At 65.6% G+C, this 12,622-nt stretch carries 10 protein-coding genes; 8 read left to right on the top strand and 2 right to left on the bottom strand.

Annotated features, from left to right (window positions below; all coding sequences use genetic code 11):
- The first annotated feature begins 4 nt into the window (after positions 1 to 4).
- Genes ACX12F_RS29060 through ACX12F_RS29050 form a run of 3 tightly spaced genes read left to right on the top strand, consistent with a single transcriptional unit; the run spans position 5 to position 4,616 of the window.
- Positions 5 to 2,464, top strand: coding sequence for a transglycosylase domain-containing protein (locus ACX12F_RS29060; protein WP_459367669.1), 2,460 nt, complete (start codon positions 5 to 7; stop codon positions 2,462 to 2,464).
- The gene (locus ACX12F_RS29055; protein ID WP_459367668.1) at positions 2,461 to 4,110 is read left to right on the top strand and encodes a glycosyltransferase family 87 protein; all 1,650 of its coding nucleotides are present in this window, start codon (positions 2,461 to 2,463) and stop codon (positions 4,108 to 4,110) included. Before ACX12F_RS29060 ends, ACX12F_RS29055 begins: the two co-directional genes overlap by 4 nt.
- 41 nt (positions 4,111 to 4,151) lie before the next feature.
- The gene (locus ACX12F_RS29050) at positions 4,152 to 4,616 is read left to right on the top strand and encodes an SRPBCC family protein (protein WP_459367667.1); all 465 of its coding nucleotides are present in this window, start codon (positions 4,152 to 4,154) and stop codon (positions 4,614 to 4,616) included.
- A 174-nt stretch (positions 4,617 to 4,790) separates the two neighbouring features.
- On the opposite strand, the gene ACX12F_RS29045 is transcribed toward ACX12F_RS29050, so the two are convergent.
- Positions 4,791 to 5,456 (bottom strand): hypothetical protein, encoded by a 666-nt coding sequence (locus tag ACX12F_RS29045; protein ID WP_459367666.1) that lies wholly within the window; start codon positions 5,454 to 5,456, stop codon positions 4,791 to 4,793.
- 193 nt (positions 5,457 to 5,649) lie between these two features.
- Between ACX12F_RS29045 and rpsF the strand changes: the two genes are divergently transcribed.
- The 5 genes from rpsF (at position 5,650) to ACX12F_RS29020 (ending at position 10,879) form a co-directional block, all read left to right on the top strand.
- Positions 5,650 to 5,940 (top strand): 30S ribosomal protein S6, encoded by a 291-nt coding sequence (rpsF, locus tag ACX12F_RS29040; protein ID WP_020099843.1) that lies wholly within the window; start codon positions 5,650 to 5,652, stop codon positions 5,938 to 5,940.
- An 81-nt stretch (positions 5,941 to 6,021) separates the two neighbouring features.
- Positions 6,022 to 6,531: a single-stranded DNA-binding protein gene (locus tag ACX12F_RS29035; RefSeq protein WP_064857464.1), complete on the top strand. Its 510-nt coding sequence runs from the start codon at positions 6,022 to 6,024 to the stop codon at positions 6,529 to 6,531.
- 47 nt (positions 6,532 to 6,578) lie between these two features.
- Positions 6,579 to 6,833 carry a 30S ribosomal protein S18 gene (gene rpsR / locus ACX12F_RS29030; protein WP_459367665.1) on the top strand — a complete coding sequence of 85 codons (255 nt, stop codon included), beginning with the start codon at positions 6,579 to 6,581 and terminating at the stop codon, positions 6,831 to 6,833.
- A 15-nt stretch (positions 6,834 to 6,848) separates the two neighbouring features.
- On the top strand, positions 6,849 to 7,304 hold the full coding sequence (gene rplI / locus ACX12F_RS29025; RefSeq protein ID WP_459367664.1) for a 50S ribosomal protein L9: 456 nt from the start codon (positions 6,849 to 6,851) through the stop codon (positions 7,302 to 7,304).
- Between the two features lie 509 nt (positions 7,305 to 7,813).
- Entirely contained in the window at positions 7,814 to 10,879 is a 3,066-nt protein-coding gene (locus ACX12F_RS29020) for a replicative DNA helicase (RefSeq protein WP_459367663.1), read from the top strand.
- Between the two features lie 348 nt (positions 10,880 to 11,227).
- Here the strand turns inward: ACX12F_RS29020 and ACX12F_RS29015 are convergent, their stop codons facing one another.
- Entirely contained in the window at positions 11,228 to 12,397 is a 1,170-nt protein-coding gene (locus tag ACX12F_RS29015; RefSeq protein WP_459367662.1) for an IS3 family transposase, read from the bottom strand.
- Positions 12,398 to 12,622 lie beyond the last annotated feature (225 nt).

Here is a 12,622-nt window from a genome sequence, read left to right as displayed (position 1 = left end):
CGGAATGAGCGGGGCCGGGCGCCACAGCCGGTCGGATAACGACGCGGCCAGGGGACCGGCCGCCGGCGCACAGCAAGGTCGCCCTGGCCCGGTGCCGCCGGATGACCGGCGCACCATGATCCTGCCGCCGGTCGGGAAGGTCGACGACCCGCGGCTGCGGGATCCGATCGATGCCGTGAAGGCAGCGCTGGACGGCACGAAGCGTCCGAGCCAGTTCCCTGTCGGCGCGGGCGCGGGTATGACCCCGCCGCCGAAGTCGCCGCCACCACCGCCACCGCGGACCGGCGGTGGCAAGTCCGGCGGGCCCCAGCTGCCGCACATCAACTGGAACTGGAAGCTGTTCCGGCGGCTCTGTTATGCGGGCGTCGTGGTGCTGCTGGTGCTGCCGATCGTCACGTTCGGCATGGCGTACCTCATCGTCGACATCCCCAAGCCGGGTGACATCCGCACCAACCAGGTGTCGACCATCCTGGCCAGCGACGGCAGCGAGCTCGCGAAGTTCGTTCCGCCGGAAGGCAACCGGGTCGACGTCAACATCGACCAGATTCCGGTGCACGTGCGTAACGCGGTGATGGCCGCCGAGGACCGGGATTTCTACACCAATCCGGGCTTCTCGTTCTCGGGCTTCGTCCGCGCGTTCAAGAACAACATCTTCGGTGGCGACCTGCAGGGCGGGTCGACCATCACGCAGCAGTACGTGAAGAACGCGCTGGTCGGCGACGCCCGCTCCGGTATGGGCGGCTTGGTCCGCAAGGCCAAGGAGCTGGTGATCTCCACCAAGATGACGCGGCAGTGGTCGAAAGACGAAGTGCTGCAGGCATACCTGAACATCATCTATTTCGGCCGCGGCACCTACGGCATCGCCGCGGCGTCCAAGGCGTACTTCGGCAAGCCCGTCGAGCAGCTCGACGTGGCCGAGGGCGCGCTGCTCGCGGCGCTGATCCAGCGGCCCTCGACGCTGGACCCTGCTGTCGATCCGGAGGGCGCCGCCGAGCGCTGGAACTGGGTGCTCGACGGCATGGTGACCATGGGCGCGCTCTCCAAAGAGGACCGCGCTCAGCAGAAGTTCCCGGCCACCGTGCCACCGGAGCAGGCGCGCCAGCAGAACCAGACCGAAGGGCCCAACGGGCTGATCCAGCGGCAGGTGATGAAGGAACTGCAGAGCATCTTCAACATCAACGAGCAGGCGCTGAACACCGAGGGGCTGCAGGTCACCACGACCATCGACCCGAAGGCGCAGAAGGCTGCCGAAGATGCGGTGTCGAAGTACCTCGACGGCCAGGCGGACGATATGCGGGCGGCGGTGGTGTCGGTCGATCCGCATACCGGCGGGATCAAGGCCTACTACGGCGGCTCCGACGCCAACGGCTTCGACTTCGCGCAGGCTGGTCTGCCGACGGGTTCGTCGTTCAAGGTCTTCGCCTTGGTGGCGGCGCTGGAGCAGGGCATCGGCCTGGGCTACCAGGTGGACAGCTCGCCGGTGACGGTCAACGGCATCAACATCACCAACGTCGAGGGCGAGGGCTGCGGTACGTGCAGCATCGCCGAGGCACTGAAGCGGTCGCTGAACACCAGCTATTACCGCTTGATGCTCAAGCTCAAGCACGGCGCGCAGGACGTTGCCGACGCCGCGCACAAGGCCGGCGTCGCGGACAGCTTCCCCGGCGTCGAGCACACGCTGTCCGAGGACGGCAAGGGCGGACCGCCCAACAACGGTGTGGTGCTCGGTCAGTACCAGAGCCGTGCGCTGGACATGGCGTCCGCATACGCCACGCTCGCGGCGTCCGGCGAGTACCACAAGCCGCATTTCGTCCAGAAGGTCGTCAACGGCGACGGTCAGGTGCTGTACGACGCGACGTCCCAGGACAATTCGGGTGAACAGCGGATTCCGAAGGCTGTCGCGGACAACGTGACCTCCGCGATGCAGCCCATCGCCGGCTACTCCCGCGGGCACAACCTGGCAGGCGGCCGGCCGTCGGCGGCCAAGACCGGCACCGTGCAGCTCGGTGACACCGGCGCCAACCGCGACGCGTGGATGGTCGGTTACACGCCGTCGCTGTCGACTGCGGTATGGGTCGGTACGACGGCCGGGACGCAGCCCCTGGTGAACAAGGGCGGCGGGCCGGTGTACGGCTCGGGGCTGCCGTCGGACATCTGGAAGTCCACGATGGACGGCGCGTTGAAGGGCACTGACAACGAGTCGTTCCCGAAGCCGACGGCCATCGGTGGGTACGCCGGGGTCCCGCAGGCGCCGGTCATCAAGCCGCCGTCGCCCGATGACCAGCCGCAGGTCCCGGTGCCAGGTGCTCCGACGGAGACTGTGGTCCAGCCGACGCTCGTTATCGCCCCGGGCATCACGATTCCGTTCGGCCCGCCGACCACCATGCAGGTTGCCCCGCACCAGGACGCGCCGCCTCCGGGTGGTGGCGACCCGAATCAGCCTGGCCCCCCGCCGCCGCCGTGACGGTCGAGGAACCAGACGAGTCCGCCGTGGTGACGGTCTCGCCGGCCCGGCTGGCCCCGGACTTGCGCAGCGCCGACGACCGCGACCTGCCCAGCCGGACCGACGTCATGGGCGCGGCGCTGTCCGGTGTCGTCGGCGGGCCGGTCGGCCGGCACGCGATGATCGGCCGGGCGCCGTTCCTCACGCCGTTCCGGGTGATGCTGCTGATCGCACTGGTCTTTCTCGGGCTGGGTTACACGACCAAGGCGCCGTGCCTGGTGACGACCGGTTCCGGCACCGCGGACCAGCGCGTCGCCAACTGGCAGAACCAGCGGGCCTACTACGAGTTCTGCTACTCGGACACCGTGCCGCTGTACACCGCGGAGCTGCTCAATCTGGGTAAGTTCCCGTACAAGTCCAGCTGGATCGAGACTGACAGCGCGCACAAGCCGCGCGTCCAGTACGACGGCACCCGCGCCGTCCGCTACATGGAGTATCCGGTGCTGACCGGCATGTACCAGTACGCGTCGATGTCCGTCGCCAAGACCTACACGGCACTGTCGAAGCTGGTGCGGATACCCGTGGTCGCCGAAGTGATCATGTTCTTCAACATCTCGGCGTTCGGGTTGGCCCTGGCCTGGATGGCCACTGTCTGGGCGACCATGCGAATGTCCGGGCGGCGGCCCTGGGACGCCGCCGTGGTCGCTGGGTCGCCGATCCTGATCTTCCAGGCGTTCACCAACTTCGACGCGCTCGCCACCGCGTGTGCGGCCGGCGCCATGCTGGCCTGGTCGCGCCGCAAACCGGTGGTGGCCGGTGTGCTCATCGGGGTCGGGGTGGCCCTGAAGCTGTACCCACTGCTGTTGCTGATCCCGCTGGCGATGCTGGCGGTGCGGACCGGCAAGTGGCGGCCGGTGGCGAAGACCGCGATCACCGCGCTGGTCACGTGGATCGCGGTGAATCTGCCGATCATGGTGATGTATCCGCGCGGGTGGTCGGAGTTCTTCCGGCTCAACACCCGCCGCGGCGACGACATGGACTCGCTCTACAACGTCGTGAAGTCGTTCACCGGCTGGGGCGGTTTCGACACCAACCTCGGTTTCTGGCAACCGCCGACGGTGCTCAACGCCGTCAGCGCGGTGCTGTTCGTCTTGTGTTGTGCGGCAATCGCTTACGTCGCGTGGACGGCTCCGCAGCGGCCGCGGCTCGCGCAGCTGGCCTTCCTCGTGGTCGCGGCTTTCCTGCTGACCAACAAGGTGTGGAGCCCGCAGTACTCGCTGTGGCTGGTGCCGCTGGCCGCACTGGCGCTGCCGCATCGGCGAATCCTGTTGGCGTGGATGACCATTGACGCCCTGATCTGGATTCCCCGGATGCTGTATCTCTACGACGATCCCAAGTTCGGGCTGCCCGAACAGTTCTTCACCACGACGGTGCTGGTGCGCGACATCGCGGTGATCGGGTTGTGCGCGTTGGTCGTTCGCGCCATCTACCGGCCCGAGCATGACCTGGTCCGCTGGGGTGGCCGAATCGACGATCCGTCCGGCGGAGTGTTCGACGAAGCCGGCGACAATGCGCCCCGCTGGCTGCCGGCCCGGTTGCGGCCGCGCCCGACGGCCGCCCCCGAACCCGATCGCGACCCGGAACCGGAGCTTGCGCCGACGGCGTAAATGAGCTGCTTTCCGCGGGCCGCGGTGGCAGGGTCGTGGGCGTGACCGATCTGACCTTCTCTGATTCCGTCGTCGTCGACACCGATCCCGAAACCCTCTACGCACTGGTCTCCGACGTGACCAACATGGGTAAGTGGAGCCCACAGTGCAAAGAGTGCTGGTGGGAGGACGAGGACGCCGGCCCGGTGGCCGGTGCCTGGTTCAAGGGCCGCAACGAAGTGCCCGGCCGGATCTGGGAGACCCGCAGCCAGGTGGTGGTCGCCGAGCCCGGCCGCGCGTTTGTCTGGGAGGTCAACGGCGGCTGGGTGCGCTGGGGCTTCACCCTCGAGCCCATCGAGGAGGGGACCCGGCTGACGCAGTCGTGGGAGTTCCTGCCGGCCGGGATCGCGGGCTTCCACGAGCGCTGGGCCGACGACGCCGAGGCCCAGATAGCCCTTCGTACGAAGTACGCGAAGGAAGGCATCCCGCTGACGCTGGCGGCGATCAAGCAGACGGCCGAGGCTTAGGTGCTGTTCGCCCCGAGGTTGACCCGGCGCTGAGGGCACAAAAATTCGAGTAGGCGAACCCTGGCTACAGGGTCAGTATCAGCGGTTTCCGTGGTGGCCGTTGACCCTGAAGACATGGCGGGGAAGTTCGAGTGGACATCGCCGCTGGCGCAGGGTCAACAACCAACTCTCGACTCAGCTCGGGTACTGCGGGTACTGCGGGTACTGCGGAAAATATTGCGGGGCAACGGCGTTGCGCCCGGCCTGAATCCACGCGGTGGTCGAGGGCAGCATGATCAACACGATCGTCGTGATCGGGAAGACCATGCCCAGTAGCGGGAGCACGCCGAAGCCGCCGTAGCCCGGGTAGCCGGCTGTCGCAGCGCTGCGTACCGCGAAGCCGATCACGTTGCTCACGATGGCGAGCGTGCACCCACCAACGACGAGCCAGCGCCCGAGCATCTTGCGTTGAAACAACATCACGGAACCGGTCAGGAGCACCGCGCCGAAGACGATGCTGGCCAGGCTCCCGACGATCAGCACCGCGTAGACACCGCCGCCGAGGTCCGTACCGTGCGACAGCCCGGAATCACTTTTGATCGCGGCAATCCCGATCAGCGCGAGAATCCCGCTGCCGAGGCCGGCCAACGCGCCCAGCGCTGCCAGCACCCCCGCAGTGATCGCCGTGCCGCCGTTCGGCGCCGCGGCAGGCATGGGCGCCATGCCCGGATAACCACCCGGTTGCGGGTATCCCTGCTGGTAGACGGGCTGGGCCGGATAGCCTTGCGGATACCCCGGCTGCTGCGGGTACCCGGGCTGCCCCGGAGATCCCTGGCCGTAAGGCCCCTGCGGATACGTCATGCGTCCCTCTCGCCGAGAATGATCGTGCACCCAGCCTAGCGATCCTGACGGCTCCGCCAGGGCGGCTCTCCCGAGCGCCGATTTCGCAGCTCAGGGCCTCTTCGGGTAGCCTGAGCCGGTTGCCGACGCAGGCGACCCTCCTGCCACGGAACACGCCGTGGCCGATACGACCATAGGAGGTGATGGGTTCCACATGCGTCCATACGAAATCATGGTCATTCTCGACCCCACACTTGACGAGCGCACCGTAGCTCCGTCGCTGGAGACGTTCCTGAACGTCGTCCGCAAAGACGGCGGCAGCGTCGAAAAGGTGGACATCTGGGGCCGTCGCCGGCTGGCTTACGAGATCGCCAAGCACGGTGAAGGCATCTACGCGGTTGTCGACCTGAAGGCCGAACCGGCCACGGTCAACGAGCTCGACCGTCAGCTGAACCTGAACGAGTCGGTGTTGCGTACCAAGGTCCTGCGGACCGACAAGCACTAGAAGCACCGAAGCTCTGCGGATTTGTCGCGGGCCTTGCGTAGGCTCGCGCCTAATTCACCCAATCCGTCCCAGGAGGATCTCGTGGCTGGTGACACCACCATCACCGTTATCGGAAACCTGACCGCTGACCCGGAGCTGCGTTTCACGCCGTCCGGTGCTGCTGTTGCGAACTTCACCGTGGCCTCGACGCCGCGGATGTTCGACCGGCAGAGCAATGAGTGGAAGGACGGGGAGGCGCTGTTCCTCCGCTGCAACATCTGGCGTGAGGCGGCCGAGAACGTCGCCGAGAGCCTGACCCGGGGGTCGCGTGTCATCGTGACCGGCCGGCTGAAGCAGCGCTCGTTCGAGACCCGTGAGGGTGAGAAGCGCACCGTGATGGAGGTCGAGGTCGACGAGATCGGCCCGTCCCTGCGGTACGCGACGGCGAAGGTGAACAAGGCCAACCGCAGTGGCGGAGGCGGTGGCGGCTTCGGCGGAGGCGGCGGGGGTTCCCGTCAGTCCGCTGGCGGCGGCGCTCCGGCCGACGACCCGTGGGGCAGCGCCCCGGCATCGGGTTCGTTCGGCGGCGCCGACGACGAGCCGCCCTTCTGATCCACGTAATTGGCTGGGCAACCAGCTAGACCCAGAAAGAGAAAGACATGGCCAAGGCCACCAAGCGGCGTCCGGCGCCGGAAAAGCCGGTCAAGACCCGCAAGTGCGTGTTCTGCTCCAAGAAGGCGCAGACCATCGATTACAAGGACACCGGACTGCTCCGGACCTACATCAGCGAGCGCGGCAAGATCCGTGCCCGTCGCGTCACCGGTAACTGCGTGCAGCATCAGCGCGACATCGCCATCGCCGTGAAGAACGCCCGCGAGGTTGCGTTGCTCCCGTTCAGCGCGTCGACTCGATAGGGAGGACTGAGAAATATGAAGCTCATTCTGACCACTGAGGTCGAGCACCTGGGTTCGGCCGGCGACGCCGTCGAGGTTCGCGACGGTTACGGCCGCAACTACCTGCTGCCCCGTGGCCTGGCCATCGTGGCCAGCCGTGGTGCCGAGCGTCAGGCCAACGAGATCCGTCGTGCGCGTGACGCCAAGACGGTTCGCGACCTGGACCACGCCAACGAGCTGAAGCAGGCGATCGAGGCCCTCGGCCCCGTGTCGCTGGCTGTCAAGGCCGGTGCCGACAGCGGCAAGCTGTTCGGTTCGGTGACCGCGGGCGACGTTGTCGCCGCGATCAAGAAGGCCGGTGGCCCGAACCTGGACAAGCGCACCGTGGAGCTACCCAAGGCGCACATCAAGTCGGTCGGCACCCACAAGATCGCGGTGCGTCTGCACCCGTCGGTCAACGTGCCGGTGTCGCTGGCTGTCGTCGCCGGATAGGCACGCGGTAGCTCAAACAGCAGAACGCCCGGGTGGAGTCAATCTTTGACTTCGCCCGGGCGTTTTCTGTCGACACCGGGCGAATTTTTTAGGCGAATCTGCAAACAGTGATCTACGCCGGCTGTTAACCTGCGCGGCCCTTTTCTGCCATACGCGCGCAACACAACACGCCCGAGATGGCTACCCGGCACGACACGCCGCACCAATTCTCATACACAGGCACACAGCCGATATATAGGCCATTGACGTGCTCATTTGGGAATTTACCCACGGGTATTCCACAAGTTCTCCCCAACCGGTCAACATCGATGTCCACGTCTTTCCACATTTCATCCCCAGGGTTATCAACAGGTGTGGTTTCGGACGGCCCCAGCAACGTCTAGCGTGATGCGTCGCGCGACAGGTGAGCGGCTTGCGGGCCCGATTTGTCGGCAGGGTGAACTACGGTCATGGCTAGCCCGTTTCGAACACTTGTTTGGCATTGATTTCGGGGGAGGGAGGAGCGCTTCGTGGCTGTCGCTGACGACCTGGGTCGGTCCGACATGGAGGAGCCGCCCAGCGAGGATTTCGGCCGTCAACCGCCGCAGGACATGGCTGCAGAGCAGTCGGTGCTGGGTGGCATGTTGCTGTCCAAGGACGCGGTCGCTGACGTCCTGGAGCGGCTGCGTCCCGGTGACTTCTACCGTCCGGCGCATCAGAACGTCTACGACGCCATCCTGGACCTCTACGGTCGCGGGGAGCCCGCAGACGCCGTCACCGTCGCCGCCGAGCTCGATCGCCGCGGTCTGCTCAAGCGCATCGGGGGTGCCCCGTATCTGCACACCCTGATCTCCACCGTGCCCACCGCCGCCAATGCCGGCTTCTACGCCGGCATCGTCGCGGAGAAGGCCACGCTGCGTCGCCTCGTCGAGGCCGGCACCCGCGTCGTGCAGTACGGCTACGCGGGCGCTGAAGGCGCCGATGTGGCCGATCTGGTGGACCGGGCCCAGGCCGAGATGTACGACGTCACGCAGACGCGCAGCAGCGAGGATTTCACCGTCCTGGAGGAGCTGCTGCAGCCCACCATGGACGAGATCGACGCCATTGCCTCCAATGGCGGTATCTCGCGTGGCATCCCGACCGGCTTCACCGAGCTCGACGAGATCACCAACGGTCTGCATCCCGGGCAGATGATCATCGTCGCCGCGCGCCCCGGTGTGGGTAAGGCGCTGGCACTCGATACCCCGCTGCCTACGCCCGGTGGTTGGACCACCATGGGCGACGTCTCGGTGGGCGACGAGCTGGTCGACGCCAATGGACAGCCCACCCGCGTGGTGGCCGCGACTCCGGTGATGGAAGAGCGGCCGTGCTACGAGATCGACCTGTCGGACGGCACCACCATCGTGGCCGACGCATCGCACCAGTGGCCGACCGGCCGCGGCATCGTCACCACCGCGACCCTGAGGCCCGGCGCCGACCGGCTCGAGCCGGCATTGACCGCCGGCGGGCTGGCCGTGCTCACCCGCCCCGTGACGATCACCGATGTGCGCCGGGTGGATTGGGTGCCGGTGCGCTGCGTCGAGGTCGACAACCCGGCCCACCTGTACCTGGCCGGGCGGTCGATGGTGCCCACGCACAATTCGACGATCGGACTGGACTTCATGCGGTCCTGCTCGATCAAGCACCAGCAGGCCAGCGTCATCTTCTCGCTGGAAATGAGCAAGACCGAGATCGTCATGCGACTGCTCTCGGCCGAAGCCAAGATCAAGCTCGGTGACATGCGGTCGGGCCGCATGAGCGACGACGACTGGACCAAGCTGGCCCGCCGTATGAGCGAGATCTCTGAGGCGCCGCTGTACATCGACGACTCACCGAACCTGACCATGATGGAGATCCGGGCCAAGGCTCGTCGTCTGCACCAGAAGGCCAACCTGCGGCTCATCGTCGTGGACTACATGCAGCTGATGACCTCGGGTAAGAAGTTCGAGTCCCGGCAGCAGGAAGTCTCGGAGTTCTCACGGTCGCTGAAGCTGATGGCCAAGGAGCTCGAGGTTCCCGTGGTCGCCATCAGCCAGCTGAACCGTGGTCCCGAACAGCGCACCGACAAGCGCCCGCAGGTGTCGGACCTTCGTGAGTCGGGCTGCCTGACCGCCTCGACACGCATCCTGCGCGCCGACACGGGCGCCGAGGTCACCTTCGGTGAGCTGATGGCGACGGGGGAGCGGCCGCTGGTGTGGTCGCTCGACGACCGCAAGCGCATGGTGGCCCGGCCCATGACCAACGTCTTCTACAGCGGGCACAAGGAGGTCTTCCTGCTGCGCCTGGCTTCCGGGCGTCAGGTGGAGGCCACCGCCAACCACCCGTTCATGACGCTGAGCGGCTGGGTTTCCTTGGGCGACTTGGCTGTTGGTGATCGTCTCGCGGTGCCGCGCACCGTACCTGAGCCGGTGCACACCGAGCGGATGGACGAGTCCGAGGTCATCATGCTCGCGCACATGATCGGCGACGGCTCGTGCGTCAAGCGCCAGCCGATCCGCTACGCGTCGATCGATGAGGCGAACCTCGTCGCCGTTGCCGGTGCGGCGCGGCACTTCGGAGTGACGGCCGTGCGCGACGAATACCCCGCCGCCCGCGTGACGACGCTGCGGATGCCGGCACCGTACCGCCTGACCCACGGCAAGCGGAACCCGATCGCGGCCTGGTTGGACAAGCTGGGGCTGTTCGGCAAGCGGAGCTACGAAAAGTTCGTTCCCAAAGAGGTTTTCGCGCTGCCTAATGATCAGGTGGCGTTGTTCCTCCGGCACCTCTGGGCGACGGATGGCTCGGTGCGCTGGGACGCGAAGGTTGGCCAGGGTCGGGTGTACTACGCGACGACGAGCCGTCAGCTGGCCGACGACGTGGTGCAGCTGCTGCTGCGCGTCGGGGTGTTCGCGCGCATCAAGCGGGCGAAGAAGGCGGGCTACCGCGACTGCTGGCACGTTCTGATCTACGGCGCCGCCAATCAGCGTCGGTTCGTGACGGTCGTAGGCGCGCACGGTGGGCGCGACGTCAAGGCCATTGAATTGTTGGCGCAGCTGCGCGGCGTTGAGTCGAACACGAACCTGGACACGGTGCCCAAAGAGGTTTGGCAGCAGGTGAAGTCGACGTTGACCCGCCGCGGCATGTCGCATCGAGGGTTCGCCGACGCGATGGGTACGCAGTTCTGCGGCTCGACTATGTGGAAGCACGCACCGAGCCGTAAGCGGCTGCACCAGGCGGCGGCCGTGCTGACTGACACTGAGCTACACGACCTCGCGACCAATGATGTCTTCTGGGACGAGGTCATCGAGATCACCAGCATTGGTGAGCAGGACGTCTACGACGGCACCGTTACTGGCACGCATAACTTTGTGGCACAGGGGATTTCGGTCCATAACTCCCTCGAGCAGGACGCCGACATGGTCATGCTGCTGCACCGCCCGGACTCCATCGACCGCGACGACCCGCGCGGTGGTGAAGCCGACATCATCCTGGGTAAGCACCGTAACGGCCCGACCGCGAATATCACTGTGGCACATCAGCTTCACTTCTCGCGGTTTACGAATATGGCGCGGTAGCGGGACAGCAACTCCTCTGTCGAGATGCGGGGGAGATTAGCAGACGCGCATTGCTTGTTAAACAAGATCGCTAGCTAACTAAAGTTAGCTAGCGATCACCGATTCTTGTGGAGCGCCCGGGCCACCACGTGCAGTGATTGACCCAGGTTCTGGCGCTGATGATTTGCCGTGGATCACCGTTGAGCCTCGATCCGGTGTGGCTCCGCCGAGAGCGCGAAGTGAAGCATCGAGCGATCTACGACATCGCCGACGAAATCGGCTACTCAACTATGACAGGCAACGGGGACCCGCTGGCGTGTTCCCTGTGAATGAGACCAACTGATCTGTCCCCGCTGTTTCGAGCCGCGGTCATGCGAGTTGAGGGATCGAATAGGTGGATGTCCAGAGCGTTTCGAACTCCGTGGGGCTGATGTTACCGAGGTAGCTGTGGCGGCGTTCGACGTTGTAGAAGTTGTCGATGTAATCGGCCATGGCGGCGGCCAATTCGATGGTGGTGGCCCACTTGCGGGTGTTGAGTAGCTCGACCTGCATCCGGGCCCAGAACGACTCCATGGCGGCGTTATCGAAGCAGTCGCCCACCGTGCCGAATGAGCCGAGCAGGCCCCATCGGCGCATGTTCTCCCCGAAGCTCCAGGACGTGAACTGCGTGCCGTGATCGGTGTGCAGAATCGTTGAACCACTTCGGTTTCGGCTTTCGACGGCCATGTTGACCGCATTGTTGACCAATGCGGTGTCCGCGGTAGTTGAGAAGGTGCGGGCCACGATCATCCGGGAGAAGCAGTCCAAGATCGCGCAGCAGTACACCTTCCCATCACGCGCGGGGTGTTCGGTGATATCCGTGCACCAAAGTTCGTTGGGCCTGCTAGCAGTGAACCGTCGATTGACCAGGTCAACTGGGGTGTCGACGCCGATCAGGTTAGGTTTTCGCCGCCCGGGGCGCGGCAACCCGTAGAGACCTTGCTCGGACATGATCGAGTTGACAAGTTTGTGGTTGACGTTCATGTCGTAGTCGGCCAACAGCGCAGCGCGCACCCGCTTGCGCCCGTAGGTACCGCGGGATCGCTGATAGATCTCGGTGATTGTGTCAGCCACAATTAACCGCCGCACCTCACGGTCCGGGACGGGCCTGCGCCGGTGATACTGCAACAGGGAACGGGCCAATCCGGTTATCCGGCAGGCAGATCGGGCTGAGTGTCCTCGCGCGATCAGTCCCTCAGCGATCGCGCGTCGGCGTTTTGGGGGCACCACCGCCTGTTCGTCGAATAAGGCGCACGCGTCGCGTGTCAACGCCAACTCGGCCTCGAGTTGGGCGATGCGCTTGTGGGCGGCTGCCAGTTCGTCGGCCTCCACGCTCGGGGTGCCCTCGATGACGCCGGCATCGATGAGCGCTTGATGTTTCCAACGGAACAGCGTCGCCTGGCAGATACCGGTTTCGGCAGCCAACACGGCTACCGGTTCACCCGACCGAAGCCGGGCAACGATTTGCCGACGCACCGACGACGAATACTGACGGGGCATGTGACCTCCCGATGATCACTCTGCCCTCGACTCTCACAACCGTGGACCAACAACACGGGTACAGATCAGGTGGACTCAATAACGGGGGCTCGCCAGTCCTGTTGGTGCGGTCTCCGCGATTCAGGCGACGTCGCTATCCGTTGTGCCGCCCCGGGTGAGTTCGCATTCGATGGGAGTGCGTCATCCGGAACCTTTGGTGCCGCGTTCTTGTCGTTGTGCCCGTTC

The sequence above is a fragment of the Mycolicibacterium sp. HS_4_1 genome, assembly GCF_054515875.1.
This window is presented reverse-complemented; position numbering and strand designations above follow the sequence as displayed.

Coding starts and splice junctions, on each gene's coding strand:
- ACX12F_RS29060 (WP_459367669.1), top strand. CDS start 5: ATGAGCGGGGCCGGGCGCCACAGCCGGTCGGATAACGACGCGGCCAGG.
- ACX12F_RS29045 (WP_459367666.1), bottom strand. CDS start 5,456: ATGACGTATCCGCAGGGGCCTTACGGCCAGGGATCTCCGGGGCAGCCC.
- rpsF (WP_020099843.1), top strand. CDS start 5,650: ATGCGTCCATACGAAATCATGGTCATTCTCGACCCCACACTTGACGAG.
- rpsR (WP_459367665.1), top strand. CDS start 6,579: ATGGCCAAGGCCACCAAGCGGCGTCCGGCGCCGGAAAAGCCGGTCAAG.
- rplI (WP_459367664.1), top strand. CDS start 6,849: ATGAAGCTCATTCTGACCACTGAGGTCGAGCACCTGGGTTCGGCCGGC.
- ACX12F_RS29015 (WP_459367662.1), bottom strand. CDS start 12,397: ATGCCCCGTCAGTATTCGTCGTCGGTGCGTCGGCAAATCGTTGCCCGG.